Source organism: Mesorhizobium sp. LNJC391B00, from assembly GCF_000502535.1.
Taxonomy (GTDB): Bacteria; Pseudomonadota; Alphaproteobacteria; order Rhizobiales; family Rhizobiaceae; genus Mesorhizobium.
In genome coordinates this window covers 98,628-119,242 of sequence record NZ_AYWI01000004.1, presented here as the reverse complement: position 1 = coordinate 119,242, position 20,615 = coordinate 98,628, and the positions used below count along the sequence as shown (strand labels likewise).

Here is a 20,615-nt window from a genome sequence, read left to right as displayed (position 1 = left end):
GGAATTTTAAAAGGGAGGAAGACAGTCATGTTGCATTTTTCAAAACTGATGGCAGCCACATTCGCCTTCGGCTCGCTGATGATCGGCGTTGCCGGCGCCCAGACCGTACTGCGCTCGGCCGACACCCATCCGGACGGGTATCCGACCGTCGAGGCGGTCAAATATCTCGGCGAGCTCATCAAGGAGCGCACCGCCGGCCGCTATTCGGTCGAGGTCTATCATTCGGCGCAGCTCGGCGAGGAAAAAGACACGATCGAGCAGACGCAGACCGGTGTCATCGATCTGAACCGCGTCTCGATGGGTCCGTTCAACGGCATCGTGCCGGAAACCGCGGTGCCGTCGCTGCCCTACATGTTCCGTTCGGTCGAGCACATGCGCCATGTCATGGACGGGCCGATCGGCGACGAGATCCTCAAGGCCTTCGAGACGCATGATCTGGTCGGCCTTGCCTTCTACGATTCCGGCGCCCGTTCCTTCTACAACACCAAGAAGGACATCACCTCGATCGCCGATCTGAAAGGCATGAAGTTCCGCGTCATCCAGTCCGACGTGTTCGTCGACATGGTCAACGCGCTTGGCGCAAACGCCACGCCGATGGCCTATGGCGAGGTCTATTCGGCGCTCGAAACCGGCGTCATCGACGGCGCCGAGAACAACTGGCCCAGCTTCGAATCCGCCAAGCACTACGAAGTCGCCAAGCACTATACCGTCGACCAGCACCAGATCGTGCCGGAAGTGCTGGTGATGTCGAAATCGAGCTGGGACAGACTGACGCCGGAAGACCAGGCGATCGTCAAGCAGGCGGCCAAGGATAGCGTCGTCAAGATGCGCGAATTGTGGGACGCGCAGGAGAAGAAGTCGCGAGAGATCGTCGAGAAGGCCGGCGTCAAGGTCAGCGAGATCGACAAGCAGCCGCTGATCGATGCGATGAAGCCGGTCTACGACAAGTATCTGAAGACGCCGGAGCTCAAGGACCTCGCGACGCGCATCCAGGCGACCAAGTGATTTTCTGGCGGGGCGGCATGGCGCCGCCCCGCCAATCGCTTTTAGGGGACGGAAAGACCGGGAGGATCGGATGACTGCGGGAACGGCCAGGAGCGGAGCGCCACCGCGCTTCAGCGCGGTGCTTTCGAAGATTTGCGACGGTGCGCTCTATCTCGCGGGCATCGGGATGGTCGCCATGACCGCGCTTGTTGCCTACCAGGTGTTTTCCCGCTTCGTGCTCAACGCGTCACCGAGCTGGACCGAAGTCACCGCCATCATGCTGATGAACTGGTTCATCTTCCTGGGCGCTGCCGTCGGCGTGCGCGAGAATTACCATATGGGCTTCGACGTGCTGCTCTATATCCTGCCCAAGGGCAGCAAATGGGCGCTGCGCACCCTGTCCGACCTGATCGCGTTCGGCTTCGGCTTCGGCATGGTCTGGTACGGCTGCAAGCTGGTCGGGCTGACCTGGCACACTGTCATCCCGGCGCTCGAACTTCCCGGCGGTTTCGACTATCTGCCGCTGGTTGCCGGCGGCTTTCTGATCTGCCTGTTCTCGGCCGAACGCATCGCGCTGCGCTGGTCCGGCGCCGACATCGACAAGGATATCAATCTCGAAGAAGTGCCGGAAATGCCGGCCGTGCAGGAGGCCTAGATGGAACTCTGGATCCTGTTTGGCGTCTTCACGCTTTTGATGTTTGCCGGCACGCCGATCGCCTTTTGCCTGGGTGCGGCGTCCTTCGCCACCGTGCTTTATCTCGGCCTGCCGCCCCTGGTGGTGTTCCAGCAATTGAAGTCGGGCATGTCGGCGTTCTCGCTGATGGCGATCCCGTTCTTCATCTTTGCCGGCGACCTGATGGTGCGCGGCGGCATCGCGCAGCGCATCGTTTCCTTTGCCGGCTCGCTGGTCGGTCATGTCCGCGGTGGGCTCGGTCAGGTCAACATCATCGCCGCGACGTTGTTCGGCGGCATTTCCGGCTCGGCTGTGGCGGAAGCCGCTGCCGTCGGCGGGCTGATGATCCCGCAGATGAAAGCGCGCGGCTACGGAGCCGACTATGCCGTCAACGTCACCTCGATGGCGGCGCTGATCGCGCTGCTTCTGCCGCCGTCGCAGAACATGATCATCTATTCGATCGCCGGCGGCGGCAAGATTTCGATCGCCGACCTGTTCACCGCCGGTATCCTGCCTGGTCTGCTGTTCGCCGCTTCGCTGATGGTCACCGCCTATTTCGTCGCCCGCAGCCGCGGCTACCCGGTCGAGGCTTTTCCCGGCTTCTCGCGTGTCGGCCAGCTGGCGGTCATCGCCATCCCCGGACTTCTGCTCATCGGGATCATCTTCGGCGGCGTTCGCTCGGGCATTTTCACGGCGACGGAAAGCTCCTGCATCGCCATCATCTACGCTTTGCTGGTCACCGTCTTCGTCTACCGGTCGATGGCCTGGGGCGATTTCGTCCATGCCACAAAGGGCGCGGTGCGCACGACCTCAATGGTGCTGCTGATCATCGGCACGGCGGCCTCGTTCAGCTGGCTGATGGCCTATCTCAAAGTGCCGGTGTTGCTGATCGCAGGCATGAACGCCATCTCCACCGATCCGCTGGTGGTGCTGCTTCTGCTCAACGTCTTGATGCTGCTGCTCGGCACCTTCATGGACATGGGGCCGATGATCATCATCTGCACGCCGATCTTCCTGCCGCTGGTCACCCATTACGGCGTCGACCCCGTGCATTTCGGCGTCATCACCATCCTCAATCTCGGCATTGGCCTCAACACGCCACCGGTCGGCACGGTGCAGTTCGTCGCCTGTGCCGTCGGCAAGATTACGGTCTGGGAAGCGATGCGCTCGATCTGGCCGTTCTATGGCGCGGGCATCCTGGTTCTGGGGCTGGTGACCTATATTCCGGCGATTTCGCTCTGGTTGCCGAGCGTGTTCAAATAGGCGTCTTCAAACAGGGGTGCGATATGGCATCGGATAGCGCTGTTGATCTCAGGGTCGAGAGAAAACCCAAACTGTCGGAGACCGTCGTTGCGGCGATCCGCAAGCAGTTGCAGGCGGGCGAGATCCTGCCCGGCCACAAATTGCCGACCGAGGGCCAGCTGACCGAGACCTTCGGCGTCAGCCGCACCGTCATCCGCGAAGCGCTGGCCAAGCTCGCCGCCGACGGGCTGGTCGAGGCGCGCCAGGGCGCAGGCGTGTTCGTCACCGAGCACATCTCAACGATGTTCGGCGCGCTCGCCGCCGACATGGGCAGCAAGGATTCCATCGCGCTCAATGTGCTCGAAGTGCGCCTGGCCGTCGAAATCGAATCGGCCGGGCTCGCCGCCATTCGCCGCAACGCCGCGCAGGAAGCAGCGATCCAGGAAGCGTTCTTCGAATTCGAACGGCTGCTTCTCAACAGCGAGCCGACCGGTCCGGCCGATCTCGCCTTCCACCGGGCAATCGCCAGCGCCACCAACAACCCGTTCTATGTCGAGATGCTCGATGTGCTCGGACGCCGCGCCATTCCCTGCGACGTGACCTCGCCCTGGTCGACGGAACTTGTGCAATCCGACAGCTATCAGCGCGGGCTGCAGCGCGAGCATCTGGTGATCCTGAATGCGATCACGTCAGGCGACGCCGAAGCCGCGCGCGAGGCGATGCGCACCCATCTCACCGCCAGCCAGCAGCGCTACCGCGAGCGCCTGCACGCCCGCCAGGTCTTTTATGCCGACTCGGTCAGGGCGACGGCATCCGAATAACCATTTCAGCCGGAGCAGTAATGTCTCAAAGTCACCCGCATACCGATTTCACCTCGCGTTTCGCCATCGACCCGGTTGCCGCGGCTTCTATGGGCACCGACGAACTGCGGCACAACTTCCATATTGACGACCTGTTCCAGCCGGGACGCGTCAGCCTGACCTATGCCCATTATGACCGCATGATCGTCGGCGGCGCCGTGCCGGAAGGGACAGCGCTGCCGCTGGAAGCGATCAAGCCAACGGGGACCAGGAATTTTCTCGACCGCCGCGAGCTGATCATCGTCAACATCGGCGGCGCCGGCTCGGTGACGGCAGATGGCGACACCCACCAGTTGCAGGCGCGCGACATGCTCTATCTAGGCATGGGCAGCACCGACGTGGCGTTCGCGTCGGCCGACAAGGCAGCGCCGGCCAAATTCTATCTGCTCAGCGCCCCGGCGCATCACGCCTATCCGAACCGGCTGATCCGCATCGGCGACGCCAAGCGGCTCGACCTCGGCAGCAAGGAAACCTGCAATGAGCGCTCGATCTTCCAGTTCATCCATGCCGATGGCGTCAAGACCTGCCAACTGGTCGTCGGCATGACGCAGCTGGCGCCGGGCTCGGTGTGGAACACCATGCCTTGCCATGTGCATGACCGGCGCATGGAGGCCTATCTCTATTTCGACCTGCCGGAGACGGCGCGCGTCTTCCATTTCATGGGCGAGCCGGACGAAACCCGCCACATCGTCATGGCCAATGAGGAGGCAGTGCTGTCGCCCGGCTGGTCGATCCATTCAGGGGCAGGCACCTCGAATTATTCCTTCATCTGGGCGATGGCCGGCGACAATGTCGACTACACCGATGTCGACCCGGTGCCGCTGGGCGAACTGCGTTGAGCGGCCCTTCCTCCTTCAGCCTGGCCGGCAAGCGCGTCCTGGTCACCGGCGCAAACACCGGCATCGGCCAGGGCATCGCGGTCTCGATCGCGCGCGCCGGCGGCACCGTCATCGGTGTCGGCCGCTCGGCGATGGACGACACGGAAAGACAAGTCGCGGAAGCCGGCGGCCAGTTCGAGACTGTGCGGTGCGATCTCGCCGATCATGTTGCCGCCAAGGCCATGCTCGACCAGGTGTGGGAGAAGACCGGCCCGATCGACGGGCTGGTCAACAATGCCGGCATCATCCGCCGCGCCGATGCGGTCGATTTCTCGGAAACCGACTGGGACGACGTCGTCGACGTCAATCTGAAGACGCTGTTCTTTCTCAGCCAGGGTTTTGCCAGGCGCGTGCTGACCGACCCGAGGCGGCGCGGCAAGATCGTCAACATAGCCTCGGTGCTGAGTTTCCAGGGCGGCATCCGCGTCGCGTCCTATACCGCGTCGAAACATGGCGCGCTCGGCATAACCCGGCTGCTGGCCTGCGAATGGGCGGCAAAAGGCATCAACGTCAACGCCATTGCGCCCGGCTATATCGAAACCAACAACACCGAGGCGTTGCGCGCCGATCCCGACCGCAGTGCTGCCATCCTGGCGCGCATTCCGGCGGGACGTTGGGGCGGGCCGGAAGACATAGGCGATGCCGCCGTGTTCCTGCTGGCGCCAGCGTCCGACTATATGCATGGCGCGGTGGTTCCCGTGGACGGCGGCTGGCTGGCGCGATGAGGAGATGGTCATGATTGAAGCCAAGATTTTCGCACAGCCCGGCGAGAGCGCGTGGACGCCGACGCCGGACGGCAACAGGCGGCGCGTTCTCGTCTCCACCGATGAGCTGATGATGGTCGAGTTCGGCTTCGACAAGGGCGGCGTCGGCGCGCTGCATTCGCACCCGCATGTCCAGGCCAGCTATGTCGCCGAAGGCCGCTTCGAGGTGACCATCGACGGCCGCACCGCGACCATCGAGACCGGCGGCAGCTTCATCGTGCCGTCCAATCTGGTGCACGGCGTCAAGGCGCTGGAGGCCGGGCGCCTGGTCGACAGCTTTACCCCGCACCGCGCCGATTTCCTGGCCTGACCTTTTTCGGCAATTCCAGAAACAGGAAACCCGCGCCTCCTGGGGAGGCGCGGNACCGCGCCGATTTCCTGGCCTGACGTTTTTCGGCAATTCCAGAAACAGGAAACCCGCGCCTCCTGGGGAGGCGCGGGCTGTTGCCTGTGCGCTCGTGGCGCAGCGGTACTCGAAACATCGCCGCAGGGTTGGACGGTGCCGCAACATGGTGAAGATAGGTTTAACGATGCCAATCAGGTCGATCGCCGGTGGGGTGTTGCTGCTGCTTGTTGTGGTCACGCAGGGGCTGCGCTAATCGTTCTGTCCACGCCGCTGCTTCGGGCGGCCGATCGAAACATCAGTGATGCAGATATTGACGACAAGCGTGCCGACGCACGATCCCAAACGGCGCGTCCTCAAGGACGTGTTCGGCTTCGACGATTTCCGTCCCGGACAGGCCGCGGTGATGGAGGCGCTGCTTGGCGGCCGCCATGTGCTGGCCGTCATGCCGACGGGTGCCGGCAAATCGCTGTGCTACCAGGTTCCGGCGCTGGTCAAGGGTGGGCTGACCATTGTCGTTTCGCCGCTAGTGGCGCTGATGCAGGATCAGGTCGCGGCACTGCGCCTCGCCGGCGTCGCCGCCGATACGATCAATTCCTCGATCGACCGTGATGCCAATGTCGCGGCATGGCGCCGCGTCGCGTCGGGCCAGACGCGGCTGCTCTACCTCGCGCCGGAACGGCTGATGACCGAGCGGATGCTGGATGCGCTTGCCAGGCTCGATGTCAGCCTGATCGCCATCGACGAGGCGCATTGCATTTCGCAGTGGGGGCCGGCGTTCCGGCGCGAATATGAAGACCTGTCGCAGCTGCGTGGCATCTTTCCCGACGTACCGATCATTGCGGTGACGGCGACGGCGGACGAGACGACGCGGGCAGACATCGAGAGACGGCTGTTTGGCGGGCGTGTCGAAACGCAGGTGCTTGGCTTCGACCGGCCCAACATCAAGCTTGCCATCGAGCCCAAGCAGGACAGCAAGCGGCAGTTGCTCAACTTCATCGAGCGCCATCAGGGGCGCAGCGGCATCGTCTACTGCCTGTCGCGCAAGAAGACCGAAGAGATGGCGGCATTCCTCGAAAAGAACGGCGTCCCCGCGCTCGCCTATCACGCCGGCATGAGCAAGGAGGCGCGTGATGCCAACCAGAACGCCTTCATGACGCTGTCGGGCGTCGTCATGGTGGCGACCATCGCCTTCGGCATGGGGATCGACAAGCCTGATGTCGCGTATGTCTTCCACACCGACCTGCCGGGCAGCCTCGAGGCCTATTACCAGGAAATCGGCCGCGCCGGTCGCGACGGCCGGGCGGCGGAGGCGCATATGCTTTACGGCCTTGGCGACATCCGCATGCGCCGCATGTTCATCGACGACGAGGACGCCGCTGTCGAACACAAGCGCCGCTCGCATGGCCGGCTCGATACGCTGATCGGCTATTGCGAGACGGCCGAGTGCCGCCGCCAGGTGCTGCTCGGTTATTTCGGTGAAGAGGCGGTCCCTTGCGGCAATTGCGACAATTGCCTGGAACAGGCGCCGCGCGCCGACGGCACCTCCGAGGCGCGCCTCATCCTGGCGGCGGTGGCGCAGAGCGGCGAGCGCTTCGGCGCCGGCCATGTCATCGACATCCTGATCGGCCACGAGACTGAAAAGATCGCGGCAAGGGGGCATCACAGGCTGGCAGCCTTCGGCAATGGCGCCGCGCACAAGAAGGATTTTTGGCAATCTATGATTCGCCAGCTGGTCGCGAACGGTTTCCTGATGCCGGACCCGGCCGGCCATGGCGGGTTGGCCATCGCGGACAAGGGCCACGCACTCGGCCGGGACGAGGTGCCGTTCCAGTATCGGGTCGAGATGCGCACGCGCGCCGCGCGCCGCGCGGCTCGCGCCGGGCAGAGCCCCCAGAGCGAAAATGTAGATGCGTCGCTGCTCGCGGCGCTCAAGACGCTGCGGCTGCGTCTGGCCAAGGAACGCCAGGTGCCGGCCTATGTGGTGTTTTCGGATCGTACACTGATCGACATGGCCGAGCGTCGTCCGCAAGACCTCGACGATTTTGCCGGGGTGAATGGCGTCGGCGCCGCCAAACTCAAGGAGTTCGGCAAGGCTTTTGTGAGCGCCATTGCCGCGCACCTTTCCGAGACGCCAGGCTGAAAGGGTTTTGCTGGACCAAAGCCCGATCCGGCATCAGTACGCCTTCAACTTGCCCGCCCGCTTATCCTTTCATTTTGGCGCTACCCTGCCGTAGGGGAATGGCCTTCTAAATTGTATGGAACCGTGACGACAACACACATTCCTGAATCTATGCGGTCGATTCTTCGGATGTAGCCGTGACTATGGAAACCCGCTGTTGCGCGCGGATGGCGGTTTTCTCGGCCTTGGAGACGCTACCTCGGCAGCCGCTATCCGCTGACCCGAATGGTATGATTCAGACCATCTTTGTTGTTGAAAACCCGCTTTCGACGGGAGTATAAAACTCGAGGTTACCATTGCTTTTCGTATAGAGGCTGTGGTGGAAACGTGGGTCCAATCCGCAAAGCATTGCCTTGCGTGGAAGTGGTCGAAGCCGGCGGCGGATGGTCCGTTCCTGTGGCCAAGGAAGACCAGGAAATTACCCGATCATTCGTGATTGAACCGTTTGCGCTGTCCTATGCTGAGGGCCAGCGGATACGCCTGCATCTCGACAAGTTCGTTCGTCTGTAGAGAGGCTAAGCCCGATGAAAGACCGGTGGGAACCTGACCACCAGTTCATTGAAAGCGCCCGCCGTAGCCAGCTCCGAGCGGAGAGCCAACTGGACTCCCTGCAATCGACCATCGCCGAAACGCGACGCGTCCTAGAGGCTTCACGGAAGCTCTTGGAAAAGATAGGGAATGGCCGGTGCAGGTTGGGCATGCTTGTGGGGCTTCACCGCACCGGCCACTGCGGGAAGATATGAGGCCCCCCGCGCCGCCTAAGATATAGGCATATTAGCAATCGCGCAATTAACCCTATTGCGCTACCCAGCCGTAGAGGCAAGGAAATCGGAGAAGTTGGTGCCGGTTAACCGCCAGCACGCGAGCAAGTCATTCTGAAAGCATGAAAAACGCGATTTTGCTCGTGCCAATTGAGCGTCTGAAATCTAGTTCCTCCTGCCGATTATCCCTAAGTTAACTGGAATACTTATATCCCCGAAGGGTTGCGAATCAGTCGATTGTCAAGCGCATGCCATGGAGCAAGCAAGGGATCGATTTGAGCAGAAGGGCCGCAGCGGTCGAAGCGCGCTGGGAAATCCGAGCGGCTTCGGCAATTGTCCGCTCTGGCTCGCCCGCTACAACTCGACTCGCGCAGTGTGGACGGAATCACCGGCCATGTGGACGAGAACAATCTGGCGATGTCGTTCACCGAGTTTCGTTCGCGCTACAGCCTCTAAGGGCAAGGTAATCAAGGCGCTCGGATCGCCGCCTCAGGCGGCTTCGCGTTCGGCCTGCGCAGTCGGGTCCGGCTCCTGGCGGCTGTACTGCCGCGGCGAACAGCCCATGACGCGCTTGAATGCCGTGCTGAAGGCGCTTTCGGATTCGTAGCCGAGCGCCAGGGCGATGACGGAAACCGGATCGCCGGAATGCATCAGCCTGTCGCCGGCCAGCATCATGCGCCAGCGCGTCAGATAATCCAGGGGTGAGGCCCCGACCGTCTGCTTGAATCTGAGCGCAAAAGTCGATCGCGACATGCCGGCGCGCTCCGCCAGTTGCTGCAATGTCCAGCCATGCGCCGGGTCCTCGTGCATGGCGCCGATCGCCGCGCCGATCTGCCTGTCGGTGAGTGCGAACAGCCAGCCGACATTGCCTTGCGCGGTCATATGCAGGCGCAAGGCCTCGATCAGGATCATGTGGGCGAGGTGCTCGACGATGAGAAAGCCGCCGGGACGCCGCTGGCGCAATTCCTGCATCATCCGCTCCACCGGCCAGCGAAGCGCCGAATGGTCGCTCTCGCCGCGGATGTGGACGATGGGCGGCAGCATCCGCAACAGGATGCCGGCATGGTCGCCGGACAGCGTGAAGCGACTGCTGACCAGGAGGAAATCGCCGCCGCCATTATGGACGGTGATGCCGCCGGTCCGCGCCGGTGAAAAGATCGTTCGCGCATCGACCGTCGGCAGGCCGAGATCGCTGGCAAGGCGGAAAGGCCGGCCGCGCGGCAACAGGAAGCAGTCGCCCACGTCCAGCCGCACCGCGTCAGGGACGCCCTCGACCGACAGCCAGCATCGGCCGGACACCACGGCGCCGCATTTGATGGCGGCCTGCTGGTCAGGGAACTGGATCGCCCAGTCGCCACCGGTTTCCAGCCCAGCCGACAGGTAATTGCGCGGCTTCAGTAGCGACAGCACGTCTGACAGCGGATCCATGAGCGTTCTCGGACGATTGCGAAGATATCTCGGATTTTACAGTATAGATCGTATGATCGCAACCTTCTATCTCCTTCGGCAACGGGCTGCCTGTACGGCCTTCGCCGAAAACCAAGGAGAAATGATCATGCGTGTGTTCGTCACCGGGGCTACCGGTTTTGTCGGTTCGGCTGTTGTGCGGGAATTGCTCGGGGCGGGCCATCAGGTGCTTGGCCTCGCGCGGTCGGAAGCAGGTGCGGAGTCGATCGTGGCCGCGGGCGCCGAGGCGCATCGCGGCGATATCGAGGATTTCGAGAGCCTGCGCAGCGGCGCTGCCCAATCGGATGGCGTCATCCACACGGCCTTCAACCACGACTTTTCGAGATTCGCCGCCAGTTGCGCAGTTGACCAGCGCGCCATCGAAACGCTCGGCGCGGCGCTCGAGGGTTCCGAGCGGCCGCTGCTTGTCACCTCCGGACTCGCCGGTTTTGCTCAGGGAAGGCCGGCAACCGAAGACGACAAACCTGCGCCTCCATCGGTCTCCATGCCGCGCGCTTCGGAAGCAACGGCCGTGGCGCTCGCAGCGCGCGGGGTGCGCGCATCGACGGTGCGGCTGGCGCCGACCGTCCATGGCGAGGGCGATCACGGTTTCGTGCCGATGCTGATTGCCATTGCGCGTGAAAAGGGCGTCTCGGCCTATGTCGGCGACGGCGCAAATCGCTGGGCGGCGGTGCACCGGTTCGACGCCGCCACCCTGTACAGGCTGGCGCTGGAGAAGGGGGCGGGCGGCGTCAGCTATCATGCGGTTGCCGAACAGGGCGTGGCGAGCAAAGAGATCGCCGAGATCATCGGCCGCCGGCTCGGCCTGCCGGTCGTTTCCATAGGCCCCGAGGAGGCGGCTGCGCATTTCGGCTTTCTCGGGCATTTCATCGGCAGGGACTTGTCGGCGTCAAGTGAGCAGACCCGCACTGCGCTGGGATGGCAGCCGACCGGGCTTGGGCTCATCGCCGATCTCGACCGTCCCGGCTATTTCGAGGCCTGATCAGGCCGGCCAGTCGCGTTGCATTGCACGACCGACAGCCTGGCGATCAGCGGCAGTGCCAGCAACACGGCCAGACGCAGCCCGCCGAGCGGGCAGCACCGTCGTGCTGCTGGAACCGCCGCCACATCTGTATGGCNGGCCAGACGCAGCCCGCCGAGCGGGCAGCACCGTCGTGCTGCTGGAACCGCCGCCACATCTGTATGGCGGCAAGCAGAACGAACACGGCGTAGGCCGACCGCAGCCCGGACGAGCTGCTCGCCCGTCGCCGGAAAGCCGGCGAAGACATGGCCTCGTCATGGCAGACCTACCTTGCTACGGGGATGCGCGCGCGATTCCCGCGCCTAGTTAGAGATCGCCCTTCCTCACCTTGCCGTAAACGATATTCCGGTTCGAGCCATAGTAGACTTTCGCGTCGAAAGGACTCCCGCCGAGGGCGGCATTGATGATGTCCCACATATCGTCGGCCGAACGTAGGATGAGCGGCCAATCCATGAAAGTCTCCATGTAACCATCCGTCGTTATCTCGTCGCTGAAATTGGCAAACAGGAATTCGCCACCGGGCTTGACGAGTTCCATGGCTCTTTGAAGCAGGCGGACGCCGATGGCACGCGGCAGGTAATCGTAAAGCCCCGATGCGTAGACGAGATCGAATGTGCCAAGGGCGTAGGCGCGGCGTAGGATGCCGCGTACGGAACCCTGGACTGCCTCGACTGCCGTGCCGGCAAAGTCGTGGTTCACCGTGGCTACGCTGACGGGGTCCTGATCCAGGCCGATCCAACGTTGCAGTTTATGCCTGGCCAACGCGTCGGAGCGTTCGGCTTCCCTGAGGTGGCCGCAGGCAATCGCCAGCACCTCAGCCTTTTCCACACTGCTGGCCGTCTCGTCCACGGTCCTGGCCAGAATATCCCGCCGCTCGCGCCCCGCCACCGAACTGGCAGCTTCACTGGTGTACGCATAGATTTGCCGACCAAGTAAGGTCGACGAGGCCACGATCTCGTCGGCGATCGGATGCTTGTAGTAAATATCCAGCAGGCCTGCATCGCCCGAATACCCGCGCGGTTTTTCGACCGACCACCGCGTGAACGGGTCCTGGAGCAAATATTCCGCGACCCGATGCTGCTGAGCCAAAGGAACGAGTTTCTGCCAAACCGCGGTAGCAACCTGCCGGCGGAGCTTGTGGAGTCGCCCCGCCAAACGATGGACGACGGGGGCGGCCGGTTTGTTTCGCGCAAAGGCTTGATGAGCAAGGTCCAGTATCAGGGCGAGCTGGGCCGTGCTGTCCCTCAACTCGTCGGAGTCAGCCGCCTCTTCGGAGGTCGCAACATGTTTCTTCATCAGCCTGGTGGTGACCAGGCTGTATTGGTCGAGCTGCAGTTTTGGCTTGATAGGCATGCCGTTTACTCTCCGGTTTACCGCCCCGGTCCCCGGCCAGCAGCATAGGTGCGCCGCCAACCAATGCTAACAATTTTAATAAAATTTTAGCAAAATTTTAATCGACGGGACGGCCATCAATCCTGCAAACTGGCTAAATCCGAACCGCCCGTTTACCCTCGGTTAGCGACATCTGACTTTTCTTGCGGACAGGGACGTCTTCATTCCCCGACCGCAGGCGACGTCGGCTGTTGCATTCGCTACTGCAGATCGCGGAGGAGCGTTGCGATGCAACTGAGCGAGGACGTTGCCCAGAAGGTGGCGGCAGCGATTGGACGTCCGCGGTGGCATTCCGCCGATCCGGAACTCCTGACACTGTTCCTGCAGAAGGATGCCGATGAGAATCGCAGCCTTGTGCGATGGGGTATTGCGGCTGCTGTATTCAGCTATGTGGCCTATGGCCTTTTCGATTGGTTTCTCTTTCCGGATGTCGCCGGCCGGCTTGTTTTGACGCGCGTTACGCTAGGGATCACTTCCCTGGCGCTTGTCGAATTTGTCGCCCGACGGGGCTTTGCCCTTGCCACCTTGCACCTTGTAGCAGCGCTGGCGATTGTCTCCGGTGCCCTTGGGTGGCTCGTCTCCGCTGTTGGAACAGAGCATCAGGATGCCCTCTCCCATTTCATGGTTTTTGGCACAGTGTTCATCCTGGGTGCGAATCTGTTCTTCAACTTCCGTTTTTGGCTTTCAGCCCTTGCCTCCGCGACGGTCGCCGCAAGCTTTGTGTACGCCGCGATGTTCTCCCTTCAGGCCGACATCGCCGGCCGCATCGTGCTGTCGGCCTATTTCGTGAACTGTCTCGTCTTGTCGCTTTATCTTTCCTGGCGGCTGAGCCTGGAGCGGTACCAGACTTTCCTGCACGCGCTTCGGGCGCAGTTCCAGGAGCAGGCTGCTATCAAGAAGGGGCAGAAGCTAACCGAAATCGCCGACACCGATCCGCTCACGGGAATGAAGAACCGCAGGGCGATCATTCGAGAATTCTCGGAGCTGCGCGAAGACTGGGCCGCAGACGACGACGAGATAGGGCTCATTCTGATCGACGTCGACTACTTCAAAAGGTTCAATGACGGACTTGGTCATCAGGCCGGCGACGATTGCCTGATCAAACTCGCCCATGTCCTTTCCGAGATGGCGGCTGCCAACAACGCCATCGCGGCCCGCTATGGCGGAGAAGAATTCGTCATTCTCTGCAAGGTCACCGGGCGGGCTCACCTTCATGAGATAACGAATAAATTCTGTCGCGCTGTAGAGGATTTGGATATCTATCACCCTGATCGGGGCGACAAGCTCAACATCGTCACGATCAGTGCCGGAGCGTCGTTGACGCGCGCCGATCAGAGCATAGAGCTTAGAATCCTGCTGCAGGAAGCTGACCGCGCACTCTACGCTTCCAAGTTTGCCGGTCGGGCTACGTTCACGATTTACGACCCGCACGCCACCAGCCAGGATCGCTCCGGCGAAAATCTTTCAGAACTGCTGAAGGTGGCAGTTTCCAACCAGCTCGTTTCCGTCGCTTACCAGCCAATTCGCGAGCTGGCGTCGGGGCGCGTGCTGGGGCACGAGAGTCTGATGCGGCTATGTGACTTCGACGGCACCATGATCAGTCCGTCCGTATTCATACCCCTTGCCGAGCAGACCGGAGCGATCGTGGAGCTGGGTACGTGGCTGATCGATCGAGCGTGCGGCGACATGGCGGAATACGGTTTGGGCTCGGTCGTGACGGTGAACGTCTCCGTTCTTCAGCTCAAGGCTCCTAACTTTTCACTCCGGATCACCGAGATTCTTGGCAGGCACGGCCTTGCGCCCCAGAAACTGGCCATCGAAATCACCGAAGGCAGTGACATCTTTCTGGAGGCGCAAGCGGTAAGAAACGTGGAGCGGTTGCGAAAACTCGGCGTTCAGATCTGGCTGGACGACTTCGGAACGGGATTTGCCGGCTTGACATGGCTCCGCCGCTTCAAATTCGACGTGGTCAAGATTGATCGCAGCTTCCTCCACGATTGCCAGACGTCTCGTGGCTTGAGCCTGTTGCGGGACATGGTCGGGCTGCTTCGCAATCTCGGCCATGTCGTGCTCGCCGAGGGCGTCGAAACGGAGGAGCAGTACATATTGCTGCAGCGCCTGGGGGTAAATTTGATGCAGGGCTTCCTCACCGGGCATCCAGTCCCGATCGAAGAGGTTAACCAAATAAGGCAAGGCCTTGTTGCCTAGCGGCAGCCTCTACGCTGAAGCTTCGGAGGGCATCCTGCTTCGTTCCGGTCCCCCCTACGCTACTTCGTAGCTTCGGGCGACACTCCTACGCCCAGATGCGGTTCCGGGTGGCCTGCCACCCGAAGCCCGCAGGGCGTAGGGTGGCGGAGAGGGAGGGATTCGAACCCCCGATGGGCTTGCACCCATGCCGCATTTCGAGTGCGGTGCATTCGACCACTCTGCCACCTCTCCGCGGTCATGGTCGGCCGTTGCCGGCGCGGCGCACTAGATAACGGCTGGGCGGGCAGGTTACAAGGCCAAATCCGCGGGGAAATTCAGCTTCCTGTGCGGGCTTTGCCGGGAGGGCTGCGCCGCGGCCACGTCGGCAGATAGGCCAACCGGTCTCGACCAGAGGGATCGGGCGCGGCAAGGAGGCCGCATGGCCAAGGAATCCGGCCGTTTGCCTTGACTCGTACCGAACCTTCGGTTAGGGGAAGCGCGCAATCGGCGTGGAGGGTTCTTCCACGCCGCTTGTTTTTCGAACCCGCAGACTGACAAAAAGACGGCCGAACCGCGTGACGCGGCTCATCGAGGCCGACCGAACAGCGAAAGGCAAAAAATGTTCGCAGTCATTAAAACGGGCGGTAAGCAGTATCGCGTTGCCGCCAACGATCTCCTGAAGATCGAGAAGCTCGAAGCCAATGTCGGCGATATCGTCGAAATCGGCAGCGTCCTCGCCCATGGCGAAGGCGAAAATGTCACCTTCGGCGCCCCGTTCGTCGATGGCGCTCTGGTCACGGCGGAAGTCGTCGAGCAGGGCAAGAACCGCACCGTCATCGCTTTCAAGAAGCGCCGCCGGCAGAATTCGCGCCGCAAGATCGGCCACCGCCAGCTTCTGACCACCGTGCGGATCGCCGAGATCCTGCTGGGTGGCGCCAAGCCTTCCAAGAAGGCCGCAGCCAAGGTGGAAGCCAAGGAAGTCAAGGCTGACGTAGCGCCCGAGGCGAAGGCCGAGGCCGCGACGAAGGAAGCCAAGGCGAAGAAGGAAGCCAAAGCCGAGGTTGCTCCGAAGGATGAAGCCAAGACGGAGGCCGCCGTCGCCGCGCCGCTGTTCAAGGCGCCGAAGGGCGAGCCGGACGATTTGGCCGTGATCAAGGGCATCGGCCCGGTTGCCGCCGGCCAACTGCACGAGCAGGGCATCACCACCTTCGCCCAGCTTGCCAAGCTGTCGGACAAGGACGTGGCCAAGATCGACGCGCACATGCCCTTCAGCACCGACCAGATCAACGACTGGCGCGAGCAGGCCAAGGAACTGGCGAAGAAGTAAAACGAACCGGCGACAAGGTCGCCGGATCGGACTTGAAACGGAACGCGAACGCGTTCATAAGACCATTCAAGCGCCCCAGGGCGCATCGGAGTTAGTTAGATGGCACACAAGAAAGCTGGCGGCTCGTCGCGCAACGGTCGCGACTCGCATTCCAAGCGTCTGGGCGTGAAGAAGTTCGGCGGCGAAGCCGTCATCCCGGGCAACATCATCATCCGTCAACGCGGCACCACCTGGCATCCCGGCGTCAATGTCGGCATGGGCACGGACCACACCCTTTTTGCGCTCGAGACCGGCGCAGTCACCTTTAACAAAAAAGCCAACGGCCGAACCTACGTATCGGTCAACCCGATTACCAAAGCCGCGGAGTAGCCGGTTCCGCACTATAAAACCGGCGCCCATCTCGGGAACCGGTGTCTGGCCAAACCAGTGAATGGAGCCAGGAAAAGGATCAGGGGAGATGGGTATTCCATCTCCCCTTTTTTCTTGCCTGGAGGACGTCGAATGGTTGCCGAAGCGGAAGACACCGAAGACGAAAGTTACGCGATAGATTGCCCGGTGCTGGCCACGGAGCGGCTGGTGATGCGCGCCCCGTGTGAAGCCGACATCGCGCAACTGGTCGAGCTTGCCGACAACCGTCACGTCGCCGAGATGCTGGCCCGCATGCCGCACCCCTATGGCGAGGCCGAGGCACGCGCCTTCCTGGCTATGACCCGGTCGCGCCGGGCCGGCATCGCCCACGCCCTGACGCTCGCCGGCACCGACATTTTCGTCGGCTGCGCCGGCCTCAACATGACCGATCGAGGGCTGGAACTCGGCTACTGGATCGGCGAGCCCTATTGGAAGCGCGGCTATGCGACGGAGGCCGCGCACGCGTTGGTCGACCTTGCCTTCCAACGGACGTCGATCCACGTGCTGCAGGCTTCGACGCGGGTGATCAATCCGGCCTCGCGCCGGGTCATCCACAAATGCGGCTTCCAGTATGCCGGCCAGGGCATGCTGAACTCGATCGTCGCCGGCCAGGTGCCGGTCGAGCGGTACCGGCTGGACAGAAAGACCTGGATCAGTCTTCGAAACTGGGTGCATTTCTAGGTGTTTTGATATTCAGGTGAGGCCGGCCTGCAAACGCGGGTCTTATGCGCTTCCGGTGCACGTACTTAAGTACACTCCGCTCCGGTTCTCGAAAACCAGTGTTTTCGGCTCGGCCTGACCTGAATCTCAACACCTAGGCGCGTGCCTCCAAACGACAGGTTTGGAAACGTTGGTTGTGGATCGGGCTCAACTCAGCCCATCTCGACCCAAATCGGGAGATGGTCCGAACCGACCGCTTGCGGGTCGACCCACAGGCGCTTCAGCGATCCGGCGAGCGAGGCCGAGGTAAAGATGTAGTCGATGCGCTTGTGGCGGCTTGTGTCTTCGGGTCGCGTGGGATCGACCCAGGTGACGACGTCTGGTGTGTTCAGGCGCTGGGCGACGTCGACGGCGAGATCGGCGGTCAAGGGCATGCCGAATTCATGGTCCGGGCGGCCGACGAGTTCGACATATTCGGGCGAGCCGGGCAGCATGTTGAAGTCGCCCATGACGATGAAGGCTTCGGGATAGGGCAGGTCCGGCAGGCCGATCTCGGGAATGCCGGAGAGACCGCCGCCCTCGAAGGCATAGTTCAACAGGCGCTGGCGCAGGAAACGGATCTGGCTGGCGCGCTCAACCGGACTGCGATGGTCGAGATGCGTGGAATAGAAGCGGATGAAGCCGAGCGGGGTCTCGACCAGCGCCTCGAGTGCGCCGCGCTGGAAGTTCATCGCCTCAAGGCTGCGGCTGCGCGGCAAAAGCAGATTGCGCGACAGATGGATCGGCGTCTTCGACAGCACCATGTTGCCGAGCTGGAAAGTGGTGGTGATGGCGCGGCCGGCCTCCAGGCGCGAGCCGACATTGACCTCGAAATTGCTGCCGTAGGCGGCAAAATATTCGGGCAGCGCCTCACCGATCTCGGCGACCATGTCGCGGTTGCCGTTCCTCGGATTGTTGCGGGTCACTTCCTGCAGCGCGATCACGTCGGCGCCGCGAACCGCCTCGGTGATGCGGCCGAGATCGTAGCGGCCATCCAGACCGATACCGTACTGGATGTTGTAGCTCACAACCTTCATTCCCGCGCCCCTCAAGGTCCGTCCGCGAACACTGCTACCGCGTCCCCGACAAAAGGGCATCCGGCGCTTTAGTCGCAAAACGGCCTCGCCCTTGGCCGCGCTTTGGTTTAGAGCAAGGCGCAAGATCTAAAGCAAAGCCGCAAGGCCAACAGAAACTGCGTAGTCCAATGAAATTTCTCGATCAAGCCAAGGTTTATATCCGCTCCGGCGACGGTGGCGCCGGCTCTGTGTCGTTCCGGCGCGAAAAATTCATCGAGTTCGGCGGCCCGGATGGCGGCGACGGCGGCCGCGGCGGCGATGTCTGGCTGGAAGCGGTCAACGGTCTCAACACGCTGATCGACTATCGCTATCAGCAGCATTTCAAGGCCAAGACTGGTGTCCACGGCATGGGCCGCAACATGACCGGCGCCAAGGGCGCCGATGTGACGCTGAAGGTGCCGGCCGGAACCCAGGTGTTTGCCGAGGACAATGAGACGCTGATCTGCGACCTGACCGTGGTCGGCCAGCGCTTCCTGCTGGCCAAGGGCGGCAATGGCGGTTTCGGCAACCAGCATTTCAAGACCTCGACCAACCAGGCGCCTCGCCGCGCCAATCCCGGCCAGCCCGGCGAAGAGATGAATGTCTGGCTGCGGCTGAAGCTGATTGCCGACGCCGGCCTGGTCGGGCTGCCCAATGCAGGCAAGTCGACTTTTTTGGCAACCGTCACCGCGGCCAAGCCGAAGATCGCAGACTACCCCTTCACCACGCTGCATCCCGGCCTCGGCGTTGCCCGCATCGATGCGCGCGAATTCGTCATCGCCGACATTCCGGGCCTCATCGAGGGCGCGCATGAGGGTGTCGGCATCGGCGACCGCTTCCTCGGCCATGTCGAGCGCACGCGTGTACTTCTGCACCTGGTCTCGGCGCAGGAGGAAAACCCGGGCAAGGCCTACAAGACCGTGCGCGCCGAGCTCGACGCCTATGGCAATGGGCTGATCGAGAAGGTCGAGATCGTCGCGCTCAGCCAGGTGGATATCCTTGACGCCGATGAGCGCAAGAAGAAGGTTGCGTCCCTCAAACGCGCTGCCGGCCGCGCGCCGATGCTGCTGTCGGCGGCCACCGGCGAGGGCGTCGAAGCGGTGCTGCGCGCGCTGATGGCAGTTGTCGGCGAAGCGCGCGACAGGGCTGCCGCTCCCGTCGAGACCCGCTGGGACCGATAGCGATGACGGCGCAGTCGCTGACAAAATACCGGCGCATCACGGTCAAGATCGGTTCGGCCTTGCTGGTCGACCGCACCAGCGGCCTGAAGCGCGACTGGCTGGCTTCGCTTGCCGAGGATATTGCGGTGCTGGCCAATGGCGGCGCCGAGATCCTGGTCGTGTCGTCCGGCGCCATTGCGCTCGGCCGCACCATTCTCGGTCTCGGAAAACGGGCGCTGAAGCTCGAGGAGAGCCAGGCGGCGGCCGCCGTCGGCCAAATTGCGCTCGCCGGCGCATGGTCGGATGCGCTGGGCAAGGGTGCGCTGAAATCGGGCCAGATCCTGCTGACGCTGGGCGACACCGAAGAGCGCNGAGCGCCGTCGCTATCTGAATGCGCGGGCGACGATCTCGACACTGCTCAAGATGAAGGCGGTGCCGGTCATCAATGAGAACGACACGGTGGCGACGTCCGAAATCCGCTATGGCGACAATGACCGGCTGGCGGCACGCGTGGCGACCATGATGGGCGCCGACCTGCTGGTGCTGCTCTCCGACATTGACGGGCTCTATACGGCGCCGCCGGCGCGCGATCCCGATGCAAAATTCATTCCGGTGGTCGACCGCATCACGCCCGATATCGAGGCTATGGCCGGGGCGGCCGCATCCGAACTGTCGCGCGGCGGCATGCGCACCAAGCTCGATGCCGGCAAGATCGCCACCGCCGCCGGCACCGCCATGATCATCACCTCGGGCACCAGGCTGTCGCCACTGATGGCGATCGAGCGTGGCGAGCGCGCCACCTTCTTCAGGCCGAGCGCCAATCCGGTGAAAGGCTACAAGAGCTGGATCGCCGGCCAGCTCGAACCGGCCGGGCGGCTCACCGTCGACGCCGGCGCCGTCGGTGCGCTGCTGTCCGGCAAATCGCTGCTGCCGGCGGGCGTCAGGCTGGTCAGCGGCAATTTCTCGCGCGGCGACACGGTGGCGATCCTGTCGCCGGAAGGGCGCGAGATCGCGCGCGGGCTGGTTGCCTATGATGCCGCCGATGCCGTAAGGATCGCAGGCCTGAAGACCGCCGAGATCGAAACCGTGCTCGGGTACGAGGCGCGCTCTGCGATGATCCACCGCGACGATCTGGTGGTGAGCGATCCGGGTGAGCAGATACGGGCTGCCGGCCAGGTATGGGCCGGGGGCGAGGTAAGCGGAGGATGAGAC

18 protein-coding genes, 1 tRNA gene and 1 pseudogene are annotated in these 20,615 nt (G+C 62.7%); 16 read left to right on the top strand and 4 right to left on the bottom strand.

All coding sequences use genetic code 11. The features are described 5' to 3' along the window. The first annotated feature begins 27 nt into the window (after positions 1 to 27). The 9 genes from X750_RS153190 to X750_RS153230 all read left to right on the top strand — a co-directional run bounded on the left by X750_RS153190 (position 28) and on the right by X750_RS153230 (position 8,436). Complete coding sequence (locus X750_RS153190; protein ID WP_023684104.1) at positions 28 to 1,005, top strand: TRAP transporter substrate-binding protein; 978 nt, start codon at positions 28 to 30, stop codon at positions 1,003 to 1,005. A gap of 166 nt (positions 1,006 to 1,171) precedes the next feature. Continuing rightward, positions 1,172 to 1,639: a TRAP transporter small permease gene (locus X750_RS153195; RefSeq protein WP_245260093.1), complete on the top strand. Its 468-nt coding sequence runs from the start codon at positions 1,172 to 1,174 to the stop codon at positions 1,637 to 1,639. Next, entirely contained in the window at positions 1,640 to 2,920 is a 1,281-nt protein-coding gene (locus X750_RS153200; protein ID WP_023704938.1) for a TRAP transporter large permease, read from the top strand. 23 nt (positions 2,921 to 2,943) lie between these two features. Then, complete coding sequence (locus tag X750_RS153205) at positions 2,944 to 3,720, top strand: FadR/GntR family transcriptional regulator (RefSeq protein WP_023684107.1); 777 nt, start codon at positions 2,944 to 2,946, stop codon at positions 3,718 to 3,720. A 20-nt stretch (positions 3,721 to 3,740) separates the two neighbouring features. Next, a complete protein-coding gene (kduI, locus tag X750_RS153210) occupies positions 3,741 to 4,598 on the top strand; it encodes a 5-dehydro-4-deoxy-D-glucuronate isomerase (RefSeq protein WP_023704937.1) in 858 nt (285 codons plus the stop codon). Further along, a complete protein-coding gene (gene kduD, locus X750_RS153215; RefSeq protein ID WP_023704936.1) occupies positions 4,595 to 5,362 on the top strand; it encodes a 2-dehydro-3-deoxy-D-gluconate 5-dehydrogenase KduD in 768 nt (255 codons plus the stop codon). Before kduI ends, kduD begins: the two co-directional genes overlap by 4 nt. Before the next feature lie 10 nt (positions 5,363 to 5,372). Further along, positions 5,373 to 5,711 (top strand): cupin domain-containing protein, encoded by a 339-nt coding sequence (locus tag X750_RS153220; protein ID WP_023684110.1) that lies wholly within the window; start codon positions 5,373 to 5,375, stop codon positions 5,709 to 5,711. 337 nt (positions 5,712 to 6,048) lie between these two features. Further along, positions 6,049 to 7,887, top strand: coding sequence for a DNA helicase RecQ (gene recQ, locus X750_RS153225; protein ID WP_023747309.1), 1,839 nt, complete (start codon positions 6,049 to 6,051; stop codon positions 7,885 to 7,887). A 396-nt stretch (positions 7,888 to 8,283) separates the two neighbouring features. Then, positions 8,284 to 8,436 (top strand): hypothetical protein, encoded by a 153-nt coding sequence (locus X750_RS153230; protein ID WP_023668683.1) that lies wholly within the window; start codon positions 8,284 to 8,286, stop codon positions 8,434 to 8,436. A 740-nt stretch (positions 8,437 to 9,176) separates the two neighbouring features. On the opposite strand, the gene X750_RS153240 is transcribed toward X750_RS153230, so the two are convergent. Next, positions 9,177 to 10,115, bottom strand: coding sequence for an AraC family transcriptional regulator (locus X750_RS153240; protein ID WP_023747308.1), 939 nt, complete (start codon positions 10,113 to 10,115; stop codon positions 9,177 to 9,179). 127 nt (positions 10,116 to 10,242) lie between these two features. Here X750_RS153240 and X750_RS153245 point away from each other — a divergent pair, with 127 nt between their 5' ends. After that, positions 10,243 to 11,136: an SDR family oxidoreductase gene (locus X750_RS153245; RefSeq protein ID WP_023704933.1), complete on the top strand. Its 894-nt coding sequence runs from the start codon at positions 10,243 to 10,245 to the stop codon at positions 11,134 to 11,136. 345 nt (positions 11,137 to 11,481) lie between these two features. Here the strand turns inward: X750_RS153245 and X750_RS153250 are convergent, their stop codons facing one another. Continuing rightward, on the bottom strand, positions 11,482 to 12,528 hold the full coding sequence (locus tag X750_RS153250) for a class I SAM-dependent methyltransferase (protein ID WP_023684116.1): 1,047 nt from the start codon (positions 12,526 to 12,528) through the stop codon (positions 11,482 to 11,484). A 267-nt stretch (positions 12,529 to 12,795) separates the two neighbouring features. Here X750_RS153250 and X750_RS153255 point away from each other — a divergent pair, with 267 nt between their 5' ends. Then, positions 12,796 to 14,775, top strand: coding sequence for an EAL domain-containing protein (locus X750_RS153255; protein WP_023704932.1), 1,980 nt, complete (start codon positions 12,796 to 12,798; stop codon positions 14,773 to 14,775). A 141-nt stretch (positions 14,776 to 14,916) separates the two neighbouring features. Here X750_RS153255 and X750_RS153260 read toward each other — a convergent pair. Then, a tRNA-Ser gene (locus X750_RS153260) sits at positions 14,917 to 15,006 on the bottom strand. Positions 15,007 to 15,373: 367 nt separating this feature from the next. Between X750_RS153260 and X750_RS153265 the strand changes: the two genes are divergently transcribed. The 3 genes from X750_RS153265 (at position 15,374) to X750_RS153275 (ending at position 17,170) form a co-directional block, all read left to right on the top strand. Then, positions 15,374 to 16,081, top strand: coding sequence for a 50S ribosomal protein L21 (locus X750_RS153265; protein ID WP_023684118.1), 708 nt, complete (start codon positions 15,374 to 15,376; stop codon positions 16,079 to 16,081). A gap of 99 nt (positions 16,082 to 16,180) precedes the next feature. Next, positions 16,181 to 16,450: a 50S ribosomal protein L27 gene (gene rpmA, locus X750_RS153270; protein WP_015315190.1), complete on the top strand. Its 270-nt coding sequence runs from the start codon at positions 16,181 to 16,183 to the stop codon at positions 16,448 to 16,450. A gap of 132 nt (positions 16,451 to 16,582) precedes the next feature. Continuing rightward, a complete protein-coding gene (locus tag X750_RS153275; RefSeq protein ID WP_023747307.1) occupies positions 16,583 to 17,170 on the top strand; it encodes a GNAT family N-acetyltransferase in 588 nt (195 codons plus the stop codon). Positions 17,171 to 17,361: 191 nt separating this feature from the next. Here X750_RS153275 and X750_RS153280 read toward each other — a convergent pair whose 3' ends face one another. Further along, positions 17,362 to 18,225, bottom strand: coding sequence for an endonuclease/exonuclease/phosphatase family protein (locus X750_RS153280; protein WP_023668690.1), 864 nt, complete (start codon positions 18,223 to 18,225; stop codon positions 17,362 to 17,364). 167 nt (positions 18,226 to 18,392) lie between these two features. Between X750_RS153280 and obgE the strand changes: the two genes are divergently transcribed. Together obgE and proB are read left to right on the top strand one after the other, a co-directional pair. Further along, positions 18,393 to 19,424, top strand: coding sequence for a GTPase ObgE (gene obgE, locus X750_RS153285; protein WP_023668691.1), 1,032 nt, complete (start codon positions 18,393 to 18,395; stop codon positions 19,422 to 19,424). A gap of 2 nt (positions 19,425 to 19,426) precedes the next feature. Beyond that, positions 19,427 to 20,612 (top strand): annotated as a pseudogene (proB, locus tag X750_RS01000000162840) (glutamate 5-kinase). Positions 20,613 to 20,615: the final 3 nt, after the last annotated feature.